The following is a 23592-nucleotide window of genomic DNA, read 5'->3' as shown; positions in this document are numbered from 1 at the left end:
GCCGCGGCTCCGCGCCGCCGGGCCGCGTTCACAGCCGAGCGAGAAGCCCGATATACCGCTTATTTCCGGACGGATCCGCTAGGGTTCCCTCGGTCGAACGCCCTCGATCCCCGCAGGGTCCCGCTCACCGCGGCGCCCCACCCGAAGGGCTCGGCCAAGGACTTCGACTGAAGGAGACGTCTTGCGGGCTGTCCACCGAAGGCTCTTGCTCATCGGCGCGGTCGCCGCCTCCGTGGGCGCCGCGGCGACGATCCCGGTGCTCGCCGCCGACCCGTCCCCGTCCCTCGTGCGGGTGACCGCCGCCGAGGGCACGCCCCTCCCCGGCCGCTACATCGTCACGCTGAAGCCCGGCGCGTCCACCGACGCCGCCGCCAGGAACGTCAGCGCCTCCGGCGTCCAGCGCTTCGACGGCGTCCTCAACGGCTTCGCCGCCCGGCTGAACGGCGACCAGCTCACCCGGCTGCGCCGCGACCACCGCGTCGCCGCGATCGAGCAGGACCAGGTCGTGAAGATCGCGTCCAAGACCCAGCGCGCCCCGCTGCCCTGGGGCCTGGACCGCATCGACCAGCGCAAGCGCCCGCTGTCGAAGACCTACACCTACACCGCGACCGGCACCGGCGTGACCGCCTACATCATCGACACGGGCCTGGCCGTCGGCCACAAGGAGTTCGGCGGGCGCGCCGCCGTCGCCTGGAAGGCCTCCGGGTTCGCCGACGGCAACGACTGCAACGGCCACGGGACGCACGTCGCGGGCATCATCGGCGCCAAGACCTACGGCGTCGCGAAGAACGTCAAGCTGCGCGCGCTCCGCGTCCTCGGCTGCGACGGCTCCGGCTCGATGTCCGACCTGGTCGCCGCCGCCCAGTGGCTGCGCACCCACGCCGCCAAGCCGGCCGTCGCGAACATGTCCGTCGGCGGGCCGAAGTCCGCCGCGCTGAACACGGCGGTCACCAACCTGTCCAAGTCGGGCGTGTTCGTGTCCGTCGCCGCGGGCAACGACAACATCGACGCCTGCAAGGGCTCCCCCGCGAGCGCCGGCTGGGTCATGACGGTGGGCGCGACCACCAGCTACGACAACCGCGCCACCTTCTCCAACTGGGGCAAGTGCGTGGACATCAACGCCCCCGGCTACGGCATCACCTCCACCTGGCTGAACGGCGGCCACGAGTCCCTCAGCGGGACGTCCATGGCGACCCCGTACGTGAGCGGCGTCGCGGCGCTCTACCTGACCGGCCACAAGAAGGCGACCTTCCCCCAGGTGCAGAAGTGGCTGAACGACAACTCCACCAAGAACACCCTCGGACGCCTGCGCGGCCAGGCCAACCGCCTGCTCTACAAGGGCAAGCTGTGAATCCCGTCACGTAGGATGGCCCGGCTCCCAGCAGGGAGCCGGGCTTCTCCGGCTTCGAGCCGTCCCATGCGCCGCAGGGGTCTAACCTTGGCGAGGCAGAAGACGGTTCCGCACCGTTTGATGGCGTCCGGCCCGTCCTTCCGTACCAAGGGTGGACCGACCGGACCGGCCGAATCCCGTGGCGCGAGCCCCGGGAACCGGGGACCCACCGCCGGGACGAGCGATCGTCCCGGTCCGGGGTGAGTTCACCGGCCGCAAGGCAGGTGATAGGGCACACTCCAGCCCGAACCCGTCAGCTAACCCGGTAGGCCAACGAGGAGAGGAGAGACGTGGAGACCCCCACCTCCACCCTTCGGCGCGGCGGACGACGCGCCGCCGTGGCTCTCGTGGCCATCGCCACCGCCGTGCCCCTGGCGGGCGCGCCCGTGCCTTCCGAGGCGTCCGTGCCGGCCGCCGCGGCGGCGCTCGCCGCCGACCCCGGCGACAGCGGCAGGTTCGCCAGGCTGAACAAGCAGATCGCTCAGCTCGACAAGGCCTACGGCGGCGACCTGGCCAAGCTGAAGGACGCCCAGTACGCGGTCCAGCAGGCCCTGGCGAAGTCCAGGGACCTCCAGAGCGACCTCACCGAGGCCCGGGGCCTCGTCGCCCAGATGGCCGCCACGCAGTACATGACGGGCGGCCAGGACCCGGCCATCTCCGTCGTGGCCAGCGACGACCCGTCCGAGCTCCTCGGCAACGTCACGCTCGTCAGCCACCTCGCGCAGAACAAGGCCGCGAAGGTCGAGCAGATCCAGTCGCTCGTCTCCCAGCAGGACCAGGCCCGCAAGCAGGCCCAGCAGAAGATCGCGGAGCTCCAGAAGGAGATCAAGGACCTGCTCGCGCAGAAGACCCGGATCAGGAACCTCGTCAAGAAGTACAAGCCCGAGTCGCCGAGCGTCGGCATGGGCGGCGTCACGCCCCGCATGCTGAAGGTCAAGAACACCATCGACCTGGAGATGGGACCGTTCCCGACGATCGGCTGCGTCCGCACCACCGGCGACCCGCAGGACCACGGCACCGGCCACGCCTGCGACTTCATGGTGACGACCGGCGGCGTCATGGCCACCGGCAGCGCCCAGAGCCTCGGCGACCGCACGGCCGCCTACGCCATCTCCCACGCGAGCGCGCTGGGCATCAAGTACATCATCTGGCGGCAGCGCATCTACGACCTGCGCAGCCCCGGCTGGCGGGCCATGGAGAACCGCGGCGGCGTCACCGCGAACCACTACGACCACGTCCACATCTCGGTCTTCTAGGAGCTCCGCCTTCTAGGACTCCTGGATGGGACGCGGCGTCGGGCCAGGCTCGTCGCGGCGTCGGGTCAGGGTCGTCGCGGCCTCAGGCCCGTCCGACGCGCGAAGGGCGCCCCCGAGGGGGCGCCCTTCGCGTCGTCCTCTGACCGTGCCCTGCCCGTCAGTCGGCGTAGGTGGGAAGCATGCGCTCGTGGGCCTCACGGAGCTCCGCCAGAGGGATGCTGAACAGCTCCTGCGGCTCGCCCTCCGCGCCGCGTCCGCTCACGCTGAGCGCGTCGCCGCCCGCGACACCGATCTGGGTGACCGGGACCCCGGCCGCCTCGCACAGCGCCGCCAGCCGGGCCTCCGCCCCCGGACGGACCGCCACCATCGCGCGGGCCACCGACTCGCTGAACAGCGACACGAACGGGTCGCCCGGCAGGGTGATCCGGGCGCCGAGGCCGCCGCGCAGGCACGCCTCCACCAGGGTCTGCGACAGGCCGCCGTCCGACAGGTCGTGGACGGCGGTCACCAGTCCCTCGCGGATCGCGTTGACCATGACGCCCGCCAGCGCGACCTCCGCGGGGAGGTCCACCAGCGGCGGGAGCCCGCCCAGGTGCCCGTAGACGACGTGCGCCCACTCCGAGCCGCCGAACTCCTCGCGCGTCTCGCCGAGCAGCGCGATCGCCGCGCCGTCCGACGTCAGCGACATCGTCACGCGGCGGCGCACGTCGTCGTGGACGCCGAGGACGCCGATGACCGGGGTCGGGTTGATCGGCGTGGTGCCGGTCTGGTTGTAGAAGCTGACGTTGCCGCCCGTCACCGGGACGCCCAGGTACTGGCAGGCGTCCGCGAGGCCCTCCACCGCGCGCGCGAACTGCCACATGACGCCCGGGTCCTCGGGGGAGCCGAAGTTGAGGCAGTTCGTGACGGCCAGCGGACGCGCACCGGTGGCGGCGACGTTGCGATACGCCTCCGACAGGGCGAGCTGGGCGCCCGAGTACGGGTCCAGCCGGGCGTACCGGCCGTTGCCGTCCAGGGACAGGGCGATGCCCAGGCCCGACTCGTCGTCGATCCGCACCACGCCCGCGTTGTCGGGCATGGCCAGCACCGTGTTGCCGAGGACGTACCGGTCGTACTGCGAGGTGACCCACGTCTTGCTGGCGAGGTTCGGGGACCCCGCGAGCCACAGCACCGTGCGGCGCAGCTCGTCGCCGTTGGACGGACGTGTGAGACGGCCCGGCGTGTCGGCCTGGAGCGCGCCCAGGTCGAGCGGGGGCTCGTAGGGGCGCTGGTACACCGGCCCCTCGTCGGCGGCGGTGCCCGGCGGGATGTCGACGATCGTCTCGCCGCGCCAGGTCATAACCAGCCGTCCCGTGTCGGTGACCGAACCGATCACCGTCGCCGGGATCTCCCAGCGGCCGCAGATCTCCATGAAGCGGTCGACCTTGCCGGGCTCGACCACCGCCATCATGCGCTCCTGCGACTCGCTCATGAGGATCTCCTCAGGGCGGAGCGTCTCGTCGCGCAGCGGGACGGCGTCCAGCTCGACGTGCATGCCGCCGGTGCCGGCCGCGGCCAGCTCCGTCGTCGCGCAGGACACGCCGGCGGCGCCGAGGTCCTGGATGCCGACCACGAGGTCCTCGCGGAACAGCTCCAGGCAGCACTCGATCAGCAGCTTCTCCATGAACGGGTCGCCGACCTGGACGCTCGGGCGCTTCTGCTCCGACTCGTCGTCGAACGTCGCCGAGGCCAGCACGGACGCGCCGCCGATGCCGTCCGGGCCCGTCCGGGCGCCGAACAGGATCACCCGGTTGCCCGGCCCGGGGGCCACGGCGCGCTTGATCTCGTCGTGCTTCATCACGCCGACGCACAGCGCGTTGACCAGCGGATTCTGCGCGTAGCACTCGTCGAACACCGTCTCGCCGCCGATGTTCGGCAGGCCGAGGGAGTTGCCGTAGCCGCCGACCCCGGCGACCACGCCGGGCAGCACGCGCTGGGTGTCGGGGGCGTCCGCCGGGCCGAACCGGAGCGAGTCCATCACCGCGATGGGACGGGCCCCCATCGACATGATGTCGCGGACGATCCCGCCCACGCCGGTCGCAGCCCCCTGGTACGGCTCCACGTAGGACGGGTGGTTGTGCGACTCCACCTTGAAGGTGACCGCCCAGCCCTGGCCGATGTCCACCACACCGGCGTTCTCGCCCATGCCGACGAGCAGCGCGTCCGTCTTCGGGGCCTTCTCGCCGAACTGGCGCAGGTGCACCTTGGAGCTCTTGTAGGAGCAGTGCTCGCTCCACATGACCGAGTAGATCGCCAGCTCCGCCGACGTGGGACGCCGCCCGAGGATCTCGCGTACCCGCTGGTACTCCTCGTCGTTCATGCCCAGCTCGACGTACGGCTGCGAGCGCTCGGGCGACGCGGCGGCGATGGCCACCGTGTCCGTGCCATGGCCGATCGACGGCTGCGGGCCGGTGCCCATGCCGATCCGCCTGCCCCTGCTCAGCGCCGGCTGGGGGCCGGTCCCCTCCACGCCCGGCAGCGGCCCGGTTCCGGGACCGCCGACCACGGGCTGCGGCCCCGTCCCCGGCCCGTCGACGACGGGGATCGGACCGGAGCCCTGGCCGCCGATCGCGGGCTGCGGGCCGCTCTCGGGCAGATTGCGCAGGCCAAGGGGCGGCAGAGGCCCGGTGGACGGCCCCTGAGGCGTCACGATGGGCTGCGGCCCGGTAGGCGTCACGGTGGGCTGCGGCCCGGTGGGCGTGGCCGTGGGCTGCGACTCGGTGGGGGGCACCGTGGGCTGGGGTCCGGTGGGGGTCGCGGTGGGCAGCGGTCCGGTGACCGGCCCGCCGAGCGGGTGCTCCGCGTCGATCGTCGACTGCGGCCCGGTGCCCTGTCCCTCCGCCGTAGCAGCCGGATGCGGACCGCTGCCCAGGGCGGGCTGCGGGCCCGTGTTCGAGCCGACAGGCGGCTGCGGGCCGGTACCGAAGTCAACGGCGGGCTGCGGACCCGTCCCGAACCCGACCACCGGCTGAGGTGCCGTACCCGAATTCACGGCAGGCTGAGGCCCGGTACCAGAACCCACGCTCGGCTGAGGCCCGGTGCCCACCGCGGGCTGCGGACCGGTGCCGGAACCCAGCGGCGGCTGCGCTCCCATCCCGAACGGACCAGAGCTCCGCTGGACGGGCCCCGAACCGTCCGGCTGCTGGAAAGGACCAGAGCCGTTGAGGTCGGGCGTGGTGCGGGTGGGGTCGGCCGTAGGCGAGGACGGTCCGATCGCGCCCTCCTCCGCCAGCGCCCGAGCGAACTCGGACGACAGCTCCGGGGACACAGGGCCGCCATTGGCCGGCGGGGCCTGCCCGGTGGCGGGAGGAACCTGTCCACTGACCGGAGGGCTGGCGGGCGGGACCGCGGGCTCCTCCTCTTCGAGCATCGCCTCGAAGGCCTGGGTCACCGAAGGATCGACCGGCTGGAGCTCCGGGTCGTCGGCGTCGGACTTCAGCTCGCCGAGCCACTCCAGCGACGGCTCGTCCGAGGTGTCCTGGGGGCCGTCCGTCCGTCCGGATGCGTTGGGCCGTTGCTCGCTCATGCGTTGACCAGTCTCTTGACGATCGAGGTGAAGAAGCCGAGCCCGTCGGTGGACGGGCCCGTCAGCGACTCCGCGGCATGCTCGGGGTGGGGCATCAACCCCACCACGTTGCCCGCCTCGTTGCAGATCCCGGCGATGTCGTCGAGAGAGCCGTTGGGGTTGAGGTCGAGGTAGCGGGCCACGATGCGGCCGGAGTCGGCCAGTTCGATAAGGGTCTCCCTGTCGGCGGTGTAGCGGCCGTCCCGGTTCTTCACCGGGATGACGAGCTCCTGGCCCTCGCGGTACTCGCTCGTCCACGCCGTGTCGGCGTTCTCGACGCGCAGCCGCTGGTCACGGCACACGAAGTGCAGCCCCGCGTTGGGCAGCAGCGCCCCGGGGAGCAGGTGCGTCTCGCACAGCACCTGGAACCCGTTGCAGATGCCGAGGACCGGGAGGCCCGCCTCGGCGGCGGCGACCAGTTCGGTCATCAGCGGCGCGAACCGGGCGATGGCACCGGCCCGCAGGTAGTCCCCGTACGAGAACCCGCCGGGCAGCACGACGGCGTCGACTCCCTGGAGGTCGTGGTCGGCGTGCCAGAGCGCGACCGGCTCGGCGCCGGCCAGCCGCACGGCGCGTGCGGCGTCTCTGTCGTCCAGGGAACCTGGGAAGGTGATGACCCCAACCCGGGCAGCGTCCATCTGTTCTGTTCCTCCGAAATGAGGGCGGCCGGGACGGGCGGGTACGTCTCCGCCGATCACCCCGCTGCGCGTCGCATATCCCCCCGCGCGCGTACCAATCTACCCGGCGCTGTGCATGAGCCGGCGTTCGAGGCGCCGGACGAGGGCCTCGTCTCGCCAGGTCAGGCGCTTCCGCAGGTGGACGACGGTGCCGCGGTCGGGCGAGGAGTCGATGTTCAGGTCGTCCACCAGCGCCCGCATGATCTTAATCCCGCGCCCGGACTCGCTCAAAACCCCCCGGTCCTGCGGGGCCGGGCGGGGACCGCGTCCCCAGTCCATGACCTTGAGGTCGCACACGTCGTCGTCCACCGAACCGGCCACCTCGTAGTCACCGGACGCGCGGGCGTGCTGGATGGCGTTCGTGCACGCCTCGGAGACGGCGACGAGGATATCGGCAACGCAGTCCTCGGAAACGCCCAGCCCCCGGAGCGCGTCCCCCACCACTCGGCGAATCACCGGGATGCTCAGCGCCTCTCGCGGCAGCGCGAGCGAGAATCTCATATCCACCCGGACACCTCGTGTCCATGCCCCGGGCTTCCTGGTCGGACCCCCGGTCCCGGAGCGTGCTCGACGACTCGACGGAGCTAAGACTTCCCCGGCGTTATCTTCCGTAATCGCTATACTGTCGGGTCTTTCCGTGAAATCTCGGCGACGGCGTGAAAGGGCGGGAGTCTCTTGGAACGCACCAACAACGTTCCGCGACGAATCGTCACCGAACGGCATTCCACGCCATTCCCGACTTGAGATCAGAGAACGCGGACCTCGTAGTTCTCGATGACCGGGTTGGCCAGCAGCGTCTCAGCGATCTTGCCGACCCGCTCCAGCGCCGCGTCGTCCGCGGGCCCCTCCAGCTCGACCTCGAACCGCTTGCCCTGCCGCACGGCGACGACGCCCTCGAACCCCATCTGCGGCAGCTTCCGGGCGATCGCCTGGCCCTGCGGGTCGAGGATCTCCGGCTTGAGCATGACGTCGACGACGACGCGCGCCACGACCGCCCCCTCACTGGTCTGCGGTTTCCTTACGATCCTGAAGCGTACGGCACCATTGCCTGACAGACCCCATCCGCACCCCCGGAGCCGCCCGATGAACATCGAGGACCTGACCCCCTCGGAGCGTCGCCTCTGGGAGGCCTTCCCCAGCGGCGAATCCGTCGACCTGTCCTCCGGCGACCCCGCGTTCGACGACCCCGGACAGAGCGCCCGCTGGGGCCACGACCGCCTCGTCCGGGCCGAGGTCCTCGTCGCCCTCCTGGTCGGCGCCGTCGACTCCGAACCCGGCCAGGTCGCCGCCGTCCGGCTCGCCGGGGCCCGCATCACCGGCTCCCTGAACCTCGGCCACGCCGAGGTCCACGTCCCCCTCGCGCTCACCGGCTGCTCCTTCGACGAGGCCCCCCACCTCTACTGGGCCAGCATGAACAGCGTCCACCTGATGCGCTGCCGGCTCCCCGGCCTCGTCGCGTCCGGCACCCGCGTCGACGGCCACCTGTGGCTGGAGGGCAGCCGCATCTCCGGCGGCCTCTGGCTGGACGGCGCCAACATCACCGGCATCCTCAACATGTCCGGCGTCCAGCTCGCGAACCCCGGCGGCGACGCCCTCCTCGCCGACCGCCTGACCGTCGAGGCGAACGTCTACTGCGACCAGGGCTTCGCGGCCAACGGCGAGGTCCGCCTCCCCGGCGCCCGCGTCGGCGGCCAGCTCATCTTCCGCGAGGCGCGCCTGTACAACCCGTCCGGCGCCGCCCTCTACGCGAGCCGCCTGGACGTCGCCGCCAACGTCTTCTGCGACGGCGGCTTCAACGCCGAGGGCGAGGTCCGGCTCCGCGGCGCCCGCGTCGGCGGCTACCTCTCCTTCGTCGGCGCCCGCCTCAGCGCCCCCGACCGCACCGCCCTCAACGCCGACGACCTCGCCGTCGAGACCGACGTCTACTGCTCCGACGGCTTCACCGCCAACGGCGCCGTCAGCTTCGCCGGCGCCCGCGTCACCGGCCAGCTCAGCCTCCGCGGCGCCCACCTGAACCACGAGAAGGGCACCGCCCTCAGCCTCCAGCGCCTCCAGGCCGAGGAGGTCCTGCTCCGCCCGGCGGAGGTCATCAAGGGCATCGCGGACCTCTCGTACGCCCGCATCAACCTCCTCCGCGACGACCGGGAGACCTGGCCCGCCCGCCTCCAGCTCGACGGCCTCCAGTACGAGACCCTCGAACCGCCCCTCACCGCCCGCGAACGGCTCGCCTGGCTCCGCCGCGACAGCGACGGCTACGCCCCCCAGCCCTACGAGCGCCTCGCCCAGACCTACCGCGCCCTCGGCCTCGACGCCGACGGCCGTTCCGTCCTCCTGGCCAAGGCCCGCGACCGCCGCCAGACCCAGGGCATCCCCCGCAAGGTCGTCGGCTGGTTCCAGGACGTCCTCGTCGGCTACGGCTACCGCCCCTTCCGCGCGGCGAGCTGGCTCATCGGCCTCCTCGCCTTCGGGACGATCGTCTTCTCCATCCACAAGCCCGACGTCCTGGACGACGGCCACCACCCCCACTTCAACGCGTTCTTCTACACCCTCGACCTCCTCCTCCCCATCGGCAGCCTCGGCCAGGAGGTGGAGTTCGCCCCCAAGGGCGTCTACCAGTGGATCGCCAACCTCATCGTCGCCGGCGGCCTCATCCTCGGCCTGACCGTCGCCGCCGGAGCGACCCGGGCACTCTCGCGCGAATAGTCCATTATCTGCCTCCATTCGTCAAAGAAAGTCGATGCGCCAGTCAACGCCGCCCTCCTACGCTGTTGCCCCTGTGCTCCCCAGCGCCGAGAGGGACGGCCATGGTGCTCAAAATCAACGCGCGCGCCGTTACGGCCGAACTCCGCGTGATCTCAACCGCGATGTCCGAAGTGACCCGCCTGATGGGCCCCCAGATCTGGCAGGGCGGCTCCGCGGCCTCGTTCACCACCGACCTCCAGGGCCACGGCCGCGCACTCAACCGCATGATTTTGGACGTCGAGCGCACCGTCGCCTATTTCAACCAGACCCCGTCCACCTATGACGTCCCGGAAATCCCCCGCGCCACCCCCGCCGCGGGCCGTCCCGGCATAGCGTCCGTCTCCCCGAACGGCCTCGAACGCCTCGAAACGGCCCTCACCCGCGCCGCCGACCGCCTCCCCAGCTCCGGCAAGATGATCCGCGGCCTCCTGGACCTCGCCTACCCCGACATCCCGAGCACGACCGCCTGCGACCGGACCGCCTACTGGTGCCACACCGAGGCCACCCGCATGCGCAACCGCATCATGTACGCCCTCGCCGAGAACCAGGCCAACCCCACCCTCCTCGTCCGCAGCCCCCTCACCCAGGTCCCCGACCTGGAACGCTTCGGCCGCAAGCAAATGACAGAACTGGGCCGCCTCCAAGCCACCGCCCTCAACAACACCCTGAAAAGCCCCTCGTCCTTCACCCCCCAGTTCCTCACCGAGATGGGCCGCACCCTGGCCGCCAACACCAAGGACGACGGCTACCTCACCACCTTCTTCGGCAACGTCACCCCCGGCTCCATAGGCAAGCTCGCCTACCGCCTCCACCAGCAACACGGCGGCAACGCCCTCACCCCCGAAGACAAGAAGCTCCTAGGCGAAGTAGGCACAGCCCTAGCAACCCTCTCCCGCAAGAAAACCGGCACCGCCGCCACCACCAACGCCCTAGGCCCCATCGGCGACGACATGCCAGGCCAGGCCCTCCTCGTCAAACTCAGCTCCCCCAAGGTCAAGTGGAGCAGCGCCGTCCTCACCGACATGGCCAAAGCCGCCCTCCGCTGGCGCCAGCAATACCCGTCCTACGCCATCACCGAGAAGATGCTCGTCGACAAAAGCTCGGTCACCATCACGGTGAACCAGCCGGATCACCCCTGGTGGTGGGACTGGGGTCTCGAACCGCCGGAGAACGTTCAGGACCTGAAAACCTTCTCGACCTACGATCCCGCTCTGAGCGTCCTCGGCCGCATCTCCCAGCAGAAAGACCTCACGGCGGCGCGAACCCTGGCGTCCACGGAACTCGAAGGCGCGTTCACCATCAAGGACGCCGAGAAGGCGAAGCCACTGACCTGGCTGACACGGGGCAACGGCGGCACCTACGCATCGCTCCTCATAGCCCCCGACTGGCCGGACGGCGGCACGGCGGCCGGCCGAGTCATCCAACTCGCCACCACCCCAGAGAAGGGTCACGAGGAACAAGCCGCCGCCAACGCCGCCGAGATCATGAAGACCGTCGCCTGGTGGAACGACAAGGGCCGAGAAGCAGTCAACAAGCTCCTCACCAAGGACAGCCCACCAGACTGGCTGCCCTGGTTCGACGTCATCCCCAGGACGGACCAGGCCCCGGAGGGCACTCAACACAGCAAGCACTATGCCCTCGAACTAGGCTCCGGCCTACGCACCGGCCTCCTGGACATGACCCGCACGTACCTCCCAGCGGTGGCGATAGCCGGTCTCAATGATGGCGGCAGCAAGGGAGCGCCGGACATCGACCATGCGACAGGCGCGACGTACATCGACATCGGCGGCAGGGACATGCAGCTGTTCCTGCGCTCCCTGGCCATGGACGACAAGGCCTGGACCCAGCTCGGGCTCGCCGCCCAGGCGTACCGACAGCAGATCCTCGCCTGGGGAATCAAGCATGACCAGCTCGATGACGCCATCACCAGGGCCGGACGCCTTGAAGGCAACCTCATCTCAGCCTACGGGCAAGAACGCACCTTGCACGAAGAGCTCACCCTCGCACAGTTCGAAGAGGCCAAGAAACAATTCACCATGCTGCGCGATGTGGGGTCGACCATCCTCGGCAGCACACCGGTCGGCGCGGTCCCCGGCGCTACCGATGTCTACAACAAGGGAACAGACCTGGAACTCGACAAGATCAAGTACAGCGACTTCCAGAAGCGCATGGATGAGATCGACGGGAAGTATGCGAACTACGCCGACCAACTCTACGTCGATCTGGCACTGGCCATCCAACTCGTGAAGGGCACCCACACCGGAGACCCAGAACTCGACAAGGCCCTCACCTACTCGAAGAAGCATGGATACGAGAACGGCGACCTAAAGGTGGCCATGCGCAACTTCGAGTTTTCCAAGATCGACGTCAAGGGCGGGACGGGGCTAAGCGTCGTGAATCATGTCGAGTTGACAGCGGACTTGAACCGGCCACTGCCAAAGAAGTCTTAGTCACTTCCCGTAGGGAGTTCCCGTCAGCCGATCAGGGAGCCGGAAGTTGTAGATCCGTCCACATTCCTTATCGCTGATGACGTAACTACCGTCAGGCAGGTGCGCCACGCCCCCAGGGTCGGACGCCGCCACGGATGCCAGTGATCCATCGAAGCGATCGCACGGTACGGCCCGTCCGAAGGAGGCCGTCACCACGTCTTCCGTCGGCCGCACCAGTCCAACTCTTGGCTCCTTCTCCTGAGCCGAGTGCCCTCCGAGCAGAAGCGTCGACCCATCGGCGAGCGGGACAGCGGTCGTCCACATTTGGAATCCGCCCACAGTGGGCGGAATCGCCACCTCACGAAGCTCCCCATTGTCGTCGATGCGGATGAGTCCGCCTTCTCCGAGTATCAATGCACCTTGGCGCCCAAGGGGAACGATGTCAGTCGGCCGCAGCTTCGCCTTCTTGGTTAGGCGCCTCAGAGCAGCAGGGTAACCCTTGGGTTCCCATTCCCTGAAGTCGTTCTTCTCCTGCACTTCCAGCAAACGCCCCTCCCCCGAGACGATCACTGGCGTCCCGTCACCTCGAATCATGAATCTCGCGTCACGCCAATCCTTACTCCACTCCTCTCGTATCGTGGTCGCCACAGGCGCACCCTTGGCGTCGAGCATCTTGACCCCGTGCTTGAAGTCACTGAGATTGACGATTTCAGTCTTCGCATGAGTCGCGATGGAAACTCGCGTCATGAGCAGACGGAATGACGATGACATGACCCACAAGCCGTCGCCCTGGAGTGCGATCTCGTCACCCGGGTTCCCACTTCGTATACCCGTGATTCGTCCATCCCGCTCGATTCGCTGCACACGTGGATCATCGTCGTCGAGCGCAGGGAAGTAGATCTGACCGCCAATGGGGTCTACGGCCAGTCCTCCATCGGACCTAGCGCTGGCCTGCACCGCGTATTCGCCGTCACGGGCCGCACCCGCAAGCTCCGGCTGGCCAGCGATCACAACAACCTCGCCAGCCCGAACGGCTCTGGGAGTCGGATCGAAATCGGACCCTCCCTGGCAGGCGGTCAGGGCCGCGACGATGGCTACAGCGGCGATGACCCGGTTGTAACGCACCTGTCGATGATGCCAGCAGCACCCGTCCCGGACGAGCGTTCTGGGCTCGAACCGCTCCTCGGGGCAAGGTTCGCGTGGCGCGGCTGATCAGGGAACTGCTTCCTGAGGGCCGACTCAGAGCAAGTCGTGGTCTCCGCGATTGATCTCGGCCCTCAGGGTGGGCCACGCGGTGAGGCTCATGACGCGGACCGCGCCGTCAGGGTCCTTCGAATCGCAGACCGCCAACGACGGGCTCGCGGCCGCCACCTCGACGTACTCCGTGCCGCCGGCCTGAGAACGGCTGCTCTTACGCCAGCCGAGGCGGGACGGTCCGATGCGGGTCATCCGGTCCCTTCCGACCCACAGTCGTTGGGATCAATTGGATCGCAACGTTGGGGAGGTCTGACATCGTCAGGAGGTGGCGCTGTTGACGCTCACGGATGATGGTGTCCACGATCCTGGCGAGTGCGTTCTCGTCGATGACAACTTCCAGGCGGCACGGGTCCTGCGGCCTGACGAGGATCTCCTGCCGCGTGAGGCGTGCCTCCATGTGTCGCCTGATCTTGGCCGGGTCCTCGATGCCCACGATCGGCGGCAACGCCTCGCAGTACGACTGTTCTTGCAGTAGGCCGGGCAAGAACGTACTGGTAGGTGCGTATGACGGAAGCGGCGATCTCGAAGCCGGGGTACTCGTTGCGGAAGACGTCGTCGTAGCGCGTCCACCACCCGCGCTGTCGTGCCGCACGCGCCAACTCGATCAGGGCGTCTTGGTCCCGCCCTTCGACGCCGTACAACTCGCAGAGGTGGTCTACGGCCTCATCGGTCGGCTCGATCCACTTCGCCTTCTCGATGTAGTTGAGCTTGCTCGGACTCCACCGTAGTTGTCGGCACACCTCCGTCGTCGTGAGCAGGAGTGGAGGAGGTCCGACGCATTGTCCCGACATGTCGCCGTGATCGACTGGGCGGCTGGTTATGGGCGGCTGCGTCGCGTTCCCGCTGCCGGGGGATGAGCGAGGGGCGGCGGTGGCTCTGGGCGTGCGGGGGCGGTGTTGCAAAGCCCGGCGGCGCGGGACGTCGTTGTGGACGATGCCGTCACGATCGTGTCTGAGCTCGCTACCAACGCGTTCGTGCATGGGGTTCCTGGGCGGCCGCCGGACGGCCCGGGCCCGGAGTTGGTGATGTACGTCCGGCGGGCCAGGACGGAGATCGTCACGCAGGTCTTCGACAGTGGGCCTTGGAAGGGGCGGCTGCCTCGGACGTGCGTCCGGTCCGATCTTGCGACGGAGAGTGGGCGTGGGCTGCAACTCGTCGACGCGCTGACCGCCGAGCATGGCGGCTCCTGGGGTGTTCACCGGAGTCGGTCGCGTTTGGCCACGGTTCCCGAGGTCGCCTACTTCGTTCAGCCCGTGCCGGAGGGTGGGCGCAGCGGTCAGGTCGACTTGGATTCGGGGGGGCGGGCGCTGGGGGCTGCGTTGAGGGCGCGTGGGTTGGGGCCGCTGCATGGGTGTGAGGGGTGGGACATGGCGGTTCTGTCTGTGCGGGCTGCGATCACGGTGTGGGTGCGGTCTTCGACGATCTCGTTGATCACGCCCTTGACAGGGACGGTCCGGTATCCGCTCGTCGATGTCGCGGACGTGGTCGAGGGCATCGTCCGGTGCAACGAAGATTTGGACGCTTGTTGAGCGGCGCGGAGGAGTTGCCCGAGTTGCTGACCGTCCGGGAGGTCGCGGGGGTGTTTCGGGTTTGGCGGTCGATGGTGACCGGGTGGTCAAGCGGGGTTGCTGCCTTGTGCTCGGACGCCGACGGGGCGCATCCGCTTCTTGCGGGTGGACGTCTTCGTCACGCGAAGTAAGGCGGGCTAGCGGGGGGAATGGGTGGGTAGGAGGCTGGGGGGAGGGGTTGCGGCGTGGGGTGTGATGTCTGCCACCATGGGCGTTAGCGGCTTTTGTCCCTTACCGGGGCCCGGAGGTCGCTGACACCGGCCGGCGTGCGGCGATCCCGCGGTCCGGCCCCGAACGAGGAGTGTCATCGATGACGATCGACTCCGTGCGCGGCGCGCCAGGCACCCCTGGGGTCGCCGAACCCGAGCTCATCCAGCTGCTCACTCCCGAAGGGGAGCGGGTCGAGCATCCCGACTACCCGCTGGACCTGTCCGCCGAGGAGATCAAGGCGCTGTACCGCGACCTCGTGATCGTGCGGAAGATCGACCTGGAGGCGGTGGCCCTCACCCGGCAGGGGGAGCTCGGCATCTGGGCGTCGCTGCTGGGGCAGGAGGCGGCGCAGATCGGGTCCGGGCGCGCGCTCGGCGCGCATGACATGGTGTTCCCGACGTACCGGGAGCACGCGGTGGCGTGGTGCCGGAACGTGGAGCCGCTGAAGCTGCTCGGGCTGTTCCGCGGCGTGAACCATGGCGGGTGGGATCCCGCGGAGCACGGGTTCCACCTGTACACCATCGTGATCGGCAGCCAGACGCTGCACGCGACCGGGTACGCGATGGGCGTCCAGCGGGACGGGGTGCTGGGCACGCCGTCGGCAGGGGCAACGATCGCGTACTTCGGGGACGGGGCGACCTCGCAGGGGGACGTGAACGAGGCGTTCGTGTTCGCGTCTGTTTTCAACGCGCCCATCGTGTTCTTCTGCCAGAACAACCAGTGGGCGATCTCGGAGCCGCTGGAGCGGCAGTCGCGCATCCCGCTGTACAAGCGGGCTCAGGGGTACGGGTTCCCGGGGCTGAGGGTGGACGGGAACGACGTGTTCGCCTGCCTCGCGGTCACCCGGAAGGCGCTGGAGAACGCGCGGACGGGGCAGGGGCCGACGCTGGTGGAGGCGTACACGTACCGGATGGGCGCCCACACGACGACGGACGATCCCACGCGGTACCGGCTGAAGGCCGAAGAGGAGGCGTGGAAGCTGAAGGACCCGATCGAGCGGGTCAAGGCGTACCTGGTGCGCAACGACCTGGCGGACGCGGGGTTCTTCGAGGGCGTCGAGGACGAGGCGAAGGGGCTGGCGAAGGAGCTGCGGGCGGCGTGCCTGGCGCTGCCGGACCCGCGGCCGCTGTCGATCTTCGAGCACGTGTACGCGGAGCCGCATCCGCTGATGACCGAGGAGCAGGAGCAGTTCGCCGCCTACCTGGCGTCGTTCGAGGACGAAGGGGTGGCGTCGTGACCGCTGAGACGCTGACGCTCGGCAAGGCGATGAACGCGGGCCTGCGGAAGGCCATGGAGAAGGACCCGAAGGTCCTGGTGATGGGTGAGGACGTCGGGAAGCTCGGTGGTGTCTTCCGGGTGACGGACGGCCTGCAGAAGGACTTCGGCGAGGAGCGTGTGATCGACACGCCGCTGGCGGAGTCGGGGATCATCGGGACGGCGATCGGGCTCGCGCTGCGGGGTTACCGGCCGGTCTGCGAGATCCAGTTCGACGGGTTCGTGTTCCCGGCGGCGGACCAGATCATCACGCAGCTGGCGAAGATGCGGATGCGGTCGCTGGGGGCGGTGTCGCTGCCCGTGGTGATCCGGATCCCGTGCGGTGGCGGCATCGGCGCGGTGGAGCACCATTCGGAGTCGCCGGAGGCGTACTTCACGCACACGGCGGGGCTCCGGGTGGTGGCGTGCTCGAATCCGGTGGACGCGTTCTCGATGATCCAGCAGTCGATCGCGTCGCCGGACCCGGTGGTCTTCTTCGAGCCGAAGCGGCGGTACTGGGAGCGCGCGGACGTCGACGTCGACGGGACGGACTGGACGCCGCTGCACGACGCGAAGGTCGTCCGGGCGGGCGAGCACGTGACGGTGCTGGCGTACGGGCCGTCGGTCAAGACGTGCCTGGAGGCCGCGGAGGCCGCGGCCGGGGAGGGGCGGTCGATCGAGGTCATCGACCTGCGCTCGCTCAACCCGCTCGACATCGGGACCGTCGTCGAGTCCGTGGAGCGGACGGGCCGGTGCGTGGTCGTGCACGAGGCGCCGGTGTTCGGCGGGTTCGGCGCCGAGCTGGCCGCGCGGATCACGGAGCGGTGCTTCTACCGGCTGGAGGCGCCGGTGCTGCGGGTGGGCGGGTTCTCGACGCCGTACCCGCCGTCCCGGGTCGAGGACCAGTACCTGCCCGATCTCGACCGCATCCTGGACGCGGTCGACCGGACCTTCGCGTGGTGACGCCGGTGAGCCAGCAGCAGTTCAAACTCCCGGACGTGGGCGAGGGCCTGACGGAGGCCGAGATCGTCAAGTGGCACGTCCAGCCGGGCGACCAGGTCGAGGTCAACCAGACCATCGTGGAGATCGAGACGGCGAAGGCGATCGTCGAGCTGCCGTGCCCGTTCGAGGGCGTGGTGGCCGAGCTCCTGGTCACCGAGGGGCAGACCGTGGACGTCGGGGTGCCGATCATCACGGTGGACGCGGGGGCGGAGGGCGGTGTCGCGACGCCGGTGTCCGAGCCTCCGGCGCAGGCGGCGGCGCTGAAGCAGGATGTCGTGCCGTCGGTCGCCGAGCCGGGCATGGTGTCGCCGGACAAGCCGAAGCGGCAGCCCGTCCTCGTCGGGTACGGGGTGAAGGAGGGTGCGACCAGGCGGCGTCCGCGGAAGGCGGCGAACGGGGCGGCCCCGTCCGCCGCGGCCCCCGCGCCCACGCCCACGGCCCCCGCGCCCGCTCGTCCACAGCCTGTGGACGGCGGGTTGCCGCTGGCCAAGCCGCCGGTCCGCAAGCTGGCGAAGGACCTCGGCGTCGATCTCGCCGGGATCACCGGGACGGGTCCGAAGGGCTCCATCACCAGGGACGATGTGCTGGCGGCGCAGGCCGGGCCCCGGCCGGCTCCGGCGGCTCCCGGCGTCCGCGAGGAGCGGGTGCCGGTGAAGGGCGTCCGGAAGGCGACGGCGGCGGCGATGAGCGCGTCGGCGTTCACCGCGCCGCATGTCACCGAGTTCCTCCAGGTGGACGTCACGCGGACGGTGGAGAGCGTGCGGCGGCTCCGCGAGCTGCCGGACTTCGCGGACGTGAAGGTGTCGCCGCTGCTGCTGGTGGCGCGCGCGCTGCTCACGGCCGTGGCGCGGAACCCGATGGTGAACTCGTCGTGGGCGGACGGTCCGAACGGCGCGGAGATCGTGGTCAAGCATTATGTGAACCTCGGCATCGCGGCGGCGACCGAGCGGGGTCTCATCGTCCCGAAGGTCAAGGACGCGCAGGACCTGAGCCTGCCGGCCCTCGCGCGCGCGCTGAACGAGCTGACCGCGAAGGCGCGCGCGGGCAAGGCGACTCCGGCGGACCTGTCCGACGGGACGATCACGATCACGAACGTGGGCGTGTTCGGCGTGGACACCGGGACGCCGATCATCACTCCCGGCGAGGCCGCGATCCTGGCGTTCGGCCAGATCCGGGACATGCCGTGGGTGCACGAGGGCGAGCTGGCGATCCGCAAGGTCACCACGCTGTCGCTGTCGTTCGACCACCGGATCGTGGACGGCGAGCTGGGGTCGCGGGTGCTCCGCGACGTCGGGGACATGCTGGAGGATCCGCTCCGCATGCTCGCCTGGGGATGAGCGCGTCCGGCGGCCGGGCCGCGGTTCGGCCCGGCCGCCGGGGCGGCGCTCAGAGCTTGGGCGGGTTGTCCCCGTCGTAGAGGCGGCCGCGGCGGTCGTCCTGGCCGGACCGGCTCGCCCGGCTCATCAGCAGGACCTGGAGAACGAACGTCACCCCGCCGACGATGATCAGGATGACGCCGATCACGTGGATGTCGACCGGGTCGTTCATGGCGTCCGGACGGATGGCGAACTTGAGGATCAGCCCGAGCGTGATCGTGAAGATGCTGACGCCGACACCCATGCGATGACCTCCCGGCCGCGGGCGGTGTTCCCTCAACTATCCGTTCAGCCAGGCGGTCACGCCAGAGGAGGCGGCCGGTCGGGAGCCTGTTCAGGAGACCGGGACGCTGTTCACCTTTCCGAAGGGACCGGCGTCAAAGACCACCGAGGAAGGGTTGCCTGGCGGCGCGGGTAGGTACATGAAGCCGCGGGACGGGGCGTTGACCGCCGTTCGGAAGGTCGCGAGGCCGGGGTCGACGTACGGCGCGGCTCCCTGGTCGTCCGGCGTGCCGACGCGTACTGCCCGGTAGACGTCCTTGCCGCCCGAGACGGACACGGAGAACGCGGAGAACACGCCTCCCGGGTAGTCCTTGTGGGCGTAGTTCGCGGTGGGGGGTGTGGTGCCGGGCCCCTCGTTGACGATGTCGAACACGGCGACGATGTAGGCGCCGTCCCGGTAGAAGGGCTTGACCTCCAGGCGGCGCTTGTCGTTGCCGAACTTGGCGCTGCGGCTCGTCACGGTGGCGCCGTCCTGTGGACGGAACGCGGCAGGCGCTCCCACTCCACCGGCGCCGCTGGAGGACGGCGCCGGGCTCGCGCTGCCGGATGCCCCAGGAGTCGCAGTGCTGGACGTCCCAGGCGTCGCCGTGCTGGACGTCCCAGGGGTCGCAGTGTTCGACGATCCAGGGGTCGCTGTCCCGGGGGACGAGGTCGTCTGGGTCACCTTGTAGGAGATCTCGACACGGCGGTTGCGGGCCTTGGCCTGGGCGTCGTCCGAGCCGCCCTCCTTGGCCACGGGGCCGCTCTCGCCCTTGCCTTCGGCGGAGTAGGTGTAGGAGCCGCCGAGCCTGGCCTTCATCTCCTTCTGGACGGCCTCGGCGCGGTCCTTGGACAGCGCGAGGTTGTGCGCGTCGTCACCGCCGCTGTCGGTGTGCCCGGTGAAGGTCAGCGTCCGCTTCGCCGGGTCCACCGCCGACTTGATCTTGTTGGCGGTGGCGTCCAGGATCTGCTTGGCGCGGCTCGACAGGGTGGCGGTGCCGCCGTTGAACAGCACGTCCGTGCGCAGGCTGATGGTCGCGTCGGCATTGCCGGCCGTGACGTCCTCCACCTCGCCCTCGGTGATCTCGTAGAGGTCGGCGGGGTTGCTGCCCGTGGCCTGCGGGATGCTCGGGGTCGCGGAGGCCGTGGTGCCGGGGCTCGGCGAGGACGAACCGCTCGGGCTGGGCGACGAGCCGGTCGTCGACGAGGTGGTCGAGGTCGGAACGGTGAGCGGCTGCCCCGGCGCGGGTGAGGACGAGACGCTCGCGCTCGGGCTCATTCCCGGGACCGTGGTACCGCTGCCCGCGCCGAGCGACGCGCTCGGGCTCGGGCTCGGCGCGCCCGTGCTGGGCGCGTCGCTGGTGACGGGGACGCCCGTGAACTCCCCGGCGGTCCCGGTCGTCAGCACCGTGAGCTTGGTGACGCTCGTGGGGATCTCCGGGAACTCGGCCGTCATCTCGCGCGCCGCGTTCGGCTGGAACTGCTCGCCCGTCTGGCCGCCCTGGGACGTCTGCCGGTACAGCTTGCGCCCGACCGGGTCGAGCAGGCGGACGGTGAACGGCACCGTCTTCGGCGCGGTGTCCAGCGAGGTCACCGTGTAGCGCAGCACCGACCGTCCGGCCAGCCGCTGGACTCCGGCGATCTGGACGCGCGCGTGCAGGCCGTCCGCCGCGCCGAAATAGCCCTCCTTGATGAGCAGGGTCGCGGCCGAGGGGGTCGCGCTCGGGCTCGGGGCGGTCGCGGTGACCGTCGGCGGGTCGGCCTTCTCCGCCTTCGCGGAGTCCGCGCAGCCCGCGGCGAGCAGCAGGATCGCGGCGGACGCGGCCACCGAGACCGGCCAGGGGACGGCACGAACGGCGCCGCGCGGCATGACGTGCGGCACGACGGCGGCGCGCGGGACGACGCGCGGGACGGCGTGCGGGGCGGCGGCGTGCGGGGAGCGCGGTGATCGGCCCGGCATCGGCTTCTCCGGGGGGTGGCTGGAGGAGACGGGAGGAATGCTCCACAGTAGTGATCCGGCCCCGGGAGCGCAGCACCCCGGCTCCAGGCCATCCCGCGAGCGCAGCGGCCCCGTCCCGGGAGCGCAGCGGCCCCCGCCACGTGGGCGTGGCGGGGGCCGACCGCATCCAGCCCGCGGGAGGCGAGGCAGGACTCAGGCGCCGGACGGGGCCCCAGGCGGGCAGGCGAGAGGCCGCGTCCGGCGGACGATCAGAAGGCCTCTTCGGGCAGCTCCATGATGTCCAGGTTGGTGGCCTCGGTGACGGCGCGGTCCGACGCCAGGCGCGGCAGGACGGTCTGGCAGAAGAACTGCGCGGCCGCGACCTTGCCGGTGTAGAACGCCTTGTCGGAGTCGGAGACGTCACCGCCGAGCGCGGTCAGCGCGACGTCGGCCTGGCGGCACAGCAGCCAGGCGACGATCAGGTCGCCGAGGGCGATCAGGAGCCGCGAGGAGTTGAGGCCGACCTTGTAGAGCTCCTTCGGGTCCTCCATGGAGCCGAGCGCCCACCCGATCATCGGGTTCAGGATGCCCTGCACGTCGTCCAGGCCCTTGGCGAGGAGAGCGCGCTCGTTCTTGAGGCGGCCGTTCCCGGCCTCGCTCTCGGCGAACGCCTTGATCTCGCCGGCCAGCACCTTCAGCGCCTCGCCGTTGTCCCGCAGGATCTTGCGGAAGAACAGGTCCTGGCCCTGGATGGCGGTGGTGCCCTCGTACAGGGTGTCGATCTTGGAGTCCCGGATGTACTGCTCGATCGGGTACTCCTGGAGGAAGCCCGAGCCGCCGAGGGTCTGCAGCGACTCGGCGCCGAGCAGGGCGTACGCGCGCTCGGAGCCGAAGCCCTTGACGATCGGCAGCAGCAGGTCGTTGACCTTCTCGGCCTGCTCATCGCGGCGGCCCTCGTGCTCGGCGATCTGCACGGCGTCCTGGTAGGACGCGGTGAGCAGGACGAGCGCCCGCATGCCCTCGGCGTAGGCCTTCTGGGTGAGCAGGCTGCGCCGGACGTCCGGGTGGTGGGTGATCGTGACGCGCGGGGCGGTCTTGTCCGTCATCTGCGTCATGTCGGCGCCCTGCACGCGCTCCTTGGCGTACTCCAGCGCGTTCAGGTAGCCGGTGGACAGGGTCGCGATCGCCTTGGTGCCGACCATCATCCGGGCGTACTCGATGACGAGGAACATCTGCTTGATGCCCTGGTGCACGTCGCCGACGAGGTAGCCGACGGCGGGGTGCTTCTCGCCGAGGGTGAGCTCGCAGGTCGTGGAGACCTTGAGGCCCATCTTCTTCTCGACGTTGGTCACGTAGGCGCCGTTGCGCTCGCCGAGCTCACCGGTCTCGACGTCCACCAGGTACTTGGGGACGAGGAACATCGACAGGCCCTTGGTGCCGGGGCCGGCGCCCTCGGGGCGGGCCAGCACCAGGTGGAAGATGTTCTCGGCCATGTCGTGCTCGGCCGAGGTGATGAAGCGCTTGACGCCCTCGATGTGCCAGGTGCCGTCGGGCTGCTGGACGGCCTTGGTGCGGCCGGCGCCGACGTCGGAGCCGGCGTCCGGCTCGGTCAGCACCATCGTGGCGCCCCACTGGCGCTCCAGGGCCAGCTCGGCGAACTTCTTCTGCTCGGGGGTGCCGATGTGCCAGAGGATCTGCGCGAAGCCGGGGCCGGAGGAGAACATGTAGACGGCCGGGTTGGCGCCGAGGACCTGCTCCGCGACGGCCCAGGTCAGCGAGCGGGGGGCGCCGCTGCCGCCGAACTCGGGGGCGAGGTCCAGGCGGTACCACTCGGCGTCCATCCACGCCTTGTACGACTTCTTGAAGCTCTCCGGCATCGCGACGGTGCCGGTGGCCGGGTCGAACTTCGGCGGGTTGCGGTCGGCGTCCTCGAAGGAGTCGGCGAGCGGTCCCTCGGCGAGGCGGTTCACCTCGTCGAGGATGCTGCGCACGGTGTCCTCGTCCAGTTCCGCGTACGGGCCGCTGCCGAGGAGGTCCTGGCGCCTGAACACCTCGAAGAGGTTGAACTCCAGGTCCCGGAGGTTGCTCTTGTAGTGCCCCATTCGAGACTCCGTCTGCTCCAGCGGCGGCCGGGGGCCCCGCGCTTAGTACTGGTCAGTAACTCGACATCATGCTACCCGCTGGTAACCAGTGGCAACCACCCAAAACCCCCTAACTACGGGAGGCGGGCCACATCCTCCTGGCCGCGCGACCCCAGAGGTGACACAACTCACATTCGGTTGCGGAGGTGTGACCGGAAGGCCGCGGACGCCCGCCCAGGGACACAAGAAAGCTCCCTTTAGGTGACATTCAGGACGAACAGCCATAAAAGGCGTACCGACCATCTGATCGGGCCTTTATGAAACAGGTCGCGGCATGCCCGGGACCCGGCCGGACGTCCGCGATCCGACATCTCCGACAGCTCGGACGGCTCCGGCACGGCACCCGGCGCGGGGCCGCGGCGGGACCGGCCGGGCACCGCTCACGACACCGCCACCTGCGCGACTTCACCCGGCACGACTCCGTCGAGTACAACAAGATCTACAACGCCGGACCGCCTGTGGCGGCGGGAGCCCGGACGCCCGCCC

At 69.9% G+C, this 23592-nt stretch carries 18 protein-coding genes, 1 pseudogene and 1 riboswitch; of the genes and pseudogenes, 8 read left to right on the top strand and 11 right to left on the bottom strand.

What is annotated here, in order from left to right:
- The first annotated feature begins 181 nt into the window (after window positions 1-181).
- Together E1300_RS08300 and E1300_RS08295 are read left to right on the top strand one after the other, a co-directional pair.
- Window positions 182-1351 (top strand): S8 family peptidase, encoded by a 1170-nt coding sequence (locus E1300_RS08300; protein ID WP_131756282.1) that lies wholly within the window; start codon window positions 182-184, stop codon window positions 1349-1351.
- Between the two features lie 157 nt (window positions 1352-1508).
- Window positions 1509-1678, top strand: a riboswitch (cyclic di-AMP (ydaO/yuaA leader).
- Window positions 1679-1680: 2 nt separating this feature from the next.
- Window positions 1681-2646 (top strand): coiled-coil domain-containing protein, encoded by a 966-nt coding sequence (locus E1300_RS08295; RefSeq protein ID WP_131756281.1) that lies wholly within the window; start codon window positions 1681-1683, stop codon window positions 2644-2646.
- A gap of 157 nt (window positions 2647-2803) precedes the next feature.
- On the opposite strand, the gene purL is transcribed toward E1300_RS08295, so the two are convergent.
- From purL to purS, 4 genes are all read right to left on the bottom strand, one after another.
- Entirely contained in the window at window positions 2804-5104 is a 2301-nt protein-coding gene (gene purL / locus E1300_RS08290) for a phosphoribosylformylglycinamidine synthase subunit PurL (RefSeq protein WP_131756316.1), read from the bottom strand.
- A gap of 1103 nt (window positions 5105-6207) precedes the next feature.
- The gene (gene purQ / locus E1300_RS08285) at window positions 6208-6888 is read right to left on the bottom strand and encodes a phosphoribosylformylglycinamidine synthase subunit PurQ (RefSeq protein WP_131756280.1); all 681 of its coding nucleotides are present in this window, start codon (window positions 6886-6888) and stop codon (window positions 6208-6210) included.
- A gap of 99 nt (window positions 6889-6987) precedes the next feature.
- A complete protein-coding gene (locus E1300_RS08280; protein ID WP_165502735.1) occupies window positions 6988-7428 on the bottom strand; it encodes an ATP-binding protein in 441 nt (146 codons plus the stop codon).
- 245 nt (window positions 7429-7673) lie between these two features.
- Window positions 7674-7916, bottom strand: coding sequence for a phosphoribosylformylglycinamidine synthase subunit PurS (gene purS / locus E1300_RS08275; RefSeq protein WP_207399557.1), 243 nt, complete (start codon window positions 7914-7916; stop codon window positions 7674-7676).
- Window positions 7917-8010: 94 nt separating this feature from the next.
- Between purS and E1300_RS08270 the strand changes: the two genes are divergently transcribed.
- Window positions 8011-9630, top strand: coding sequence for a hypothetical protein (locus E1300_RS08270; RefSeq protein ID WP_131756277.1), 1620 nt, complete (start codon window positions 8011-8013; stop codon window positions 9628-9630).
- Between the two features lie 101 nt (window positions 9631-9731).
- Window positions 9732-12119, top strand: a complete 2388-nt coding sequence (locus E1300_RS08265; RefSeq protein WP_131756276.1) for a hypothetical protein — start codon at window positions 9732-9734, stop codon at window positions 12117-12119.
- Here E1300_RS08265 and E1300_RS08260 read toward each other — a convergent pair whose 3' ends face one another.
- From E1300_RS08260 to E1300_RS53885, 4 genes and pseudogenes are all read right to left on the bottom strand, one after another.
- Window positions 12120-13223, bottom strand: a complete 1104-nt coding sequence (locus tag E1300_RS08260; RefSeq protein WP_131756275.1) for a glycoside hydrolase family 20 protein — start codon at window positions 13221-13223, stop codon at window positions 12120-12122. It lies immediately after the preceding gene.
- A 114-nt stretch (window positions 13224-13337) separates the two neighbouring features.
- Window positions 13338-13547 (bottom strand): DUF397 domain-containing protein, encoded by a 210-nt coding sequence (locus tag E1300_RS08255; RefSeq protein ID WP_131756274.1) that lies wholly within the window; start codon window positions 13545-13547, stop codon window positions 13338-13340.
- Complete coding sequence (locus E1300_RS53890) at window positions 13510-13947, bottom strand: Scr1 family TA system antitoxin-like transcriptional regulator (protein WP_370784536.1); 438 nt, start codon at window positions 13945-13947, stop codon at window positions 13510-13512. The genes E1300_RS08255 and E1300_RS53890 overlap by 38 nt, the downstream gene beginning before the upstream one ends.
- Window positions 13948-13972: 25 nt before the next feature.
- Window positions 13973-14146, bottom strand: a pseudogene (locus tag E1300_RS53885) (helix-turn-helix domain-containing protein); the annotation flags it as partial.
- 102 nt (window positions 14147-14248) lie between these two features.
- Between E1300_RS53885 and E1300_RS53880 the strand changes: the two are divergent.
- The 4 genes from E1300_RS53880 to E1300_RS08235 all read left to right on the top strand — a co-directional run bounded on the left by E1300_RS53880 (window position 14249) and on the right by E1300_RS08235 (window position 18726).
- A complete protein-coding gene (locus E1300_RS53880; RefSeq protein WP_370784534.1) occupies window positions 14249-14884 on the top strand; it encodes an ATP-binding protein in 636 nt (211 codons plus the stop codon).
- A 349-nt stretch (window positions 14885-15233) separates the two neighbouring features.
- Window positions 15234-16370 carry a pyruvate dehydrogenase (acetyl-transferring) E1 component subunit alpha gene (gene pdhA, locus E1300_RS08245; protein WP_131756272.1) on the top strand — a complete coding sequence of 379 codons (1137 nt, stop codon included), beginning with the start codon at window positions 15234-15236 and terminating at the stop codon, window positions 16368-16370.
- Between the two features lie 29 nt (window positions 16371-16399).
- Window positions 16400-17350 (top strand): alpha-ketoacid dehydrogenase subunit beta, encoded by a 951-nt coding sequence (locus tag E1300_RS08240; RefSeq protein ID WP_242619017.1) that lies wholly within the window; start codon window positions 16400-16402, stop codon window positions 17348-17350.
- Entirely contained in the window at window positions 17344-18726 is a 1383-nt protein-coding gene (locus tag E1300_RS08235) for a dihydrolipoamide acetyltransferase family protein (protein ID WP_131756270.1), read from the top strand. Before E1300_RS08240 ends, E1300_RS08235 begins: the two co-directional genes overlap by 7 nt.
- A gap of 49 nt (window positions 18727-18775) precedes the next feature.
- On the opposite strand, the gene E1300_RS08230 is transcribed toward E1300_RS08235, so the two are convergent.
- From E1300_RS08230 to E1300_RS08220, 3 genes are all read right to left on the bottom strand, one after another.
- Entirely contained in the window at window positions 18776-19009 is a 234-nt protein-coding gene (locus E1300_RS08230; RefSeq protein ID WP_131756269.1) for a DUF6458 family protein, read from the bottom strand.
- Between the two features lie 90 nt (window positions 19010-19099).
- The gene (locus tag E1300_RS08225; RefSeq protein ID WP_131756268.1) at window positions 19100-20986 is read right to left on the bottom strand and encodes an OmpA family protein; all 1887 of its coding nucleotides are present in this window, start codon (window positions 20984-20986) and stop codon (window positions 19100-19102) included.
- A 248-nt stretch (window positions 20987-21234) separates the two neighbouring features.
- A complete protein-coding gene (locus tag E1300_RS08220) occupies window positions 21235-23067 on the bottom strand; it encodes an acyl-CoA dehydrogenase (RefSeq protein WP_131756267.1) in 1833 nt (610 codons plus the stop codon).
- Between the last annotated feature and the right edge of the window lie 525 nt (window positions 23068-23592).

This window comes from Actinomadura fibrosa (genome assembly GCF_900659615.1).
Taxonomy (GTDB): domain Bacteria; phylum Actinomycetota; class Actinomycetes; order Streptosporangiales; family Streptosporangiaceae; genus Spirillospora; species Spirillospora fibrosa.
The sequence above is the reverse complement of the archived record's forward strand: the minus strand, read 5'-3'. Positions and strand labels throughout refer to the sequence as shown.

Bases quoted from the DNA above. Each gene is read 5' to 3' on its own strand.
- purL (WP_131756316.1), bottom strand. From the start codon at position 5,104: ATGGGCACCGGCCCGCAGCCGTCGATCGGCCATGGCACGGACACGGTG.
- purQ (WP_131756280.1), bottom strand. From the start codon at position 6,888: ATGGACGCTGCCCGGGTTGGGGTCATCACCTTCCCAGGTTCCCTGGAC.
- E1300_RS08280 (WP_165502735.1), bottom strand. From the start codon at position 7,428: ATGAGATTCTCGCTCGCGCTGCCGCGAGAGGCGCTGAGCATCCCGGTG.
- E1300_RS08270 (WP_131756277.1), top strand. From the start codon at position 8,011: ATGAACATCGAGGACCTGACCCCCTCGGAGCGTCGCCTCTGGGAGGCC.
- E1300_RS08265 (WP_131756276.1), top strand. From the start codon at position 9,732: ATGGTGCTCAAAATCAACGCGCGCGCCGTTACGGCCGAACTCCGCGTG.
- E1300_RS08255 (WP_131756274.1), bottom strand. From the start codon at position 13,547: ATGACCCGCATCGGACCGTCCCGCCTCGGCTGGCGTAAGAGCAGCCGT.
- pdhA (WP_131756272.1), top strand. From the start codon at position 15,234: ATGACGATCGACTCCGTGCGCGGCGCGCCAGGCACCCCTGGGGTCGCC.
- E1300_RS08240 (WP_242619017.1), top strand. From the start codon at position 16,400: ATGAACGCGGGCCTGCGGAAGGCCATGGAGAAGGACCCGAAGGTCCTG.
- E1300_RS08230 (WP_131756269.1), bottom strand. From the start codon at position 19,009: ATGGGTGTCGGCGTCAGCATCTTCACGATCACGCTCGGGCTGATCCTC.
- E1300_RS08225 (WP_131756268.1), bottom strand. From the start codon at position 20,986: ATGCCGGGCCGATCACCGCGCTCCCCGCACGCCGCCGCCCCGCACGCC.
- E1300_RS08220 (WP_131756267.1), bottom strand. From the start codon at position 23,067: ATGGGGCACTACAAGAGCAACCTCCGGGACCTGGAGTTCAACCTCTTC.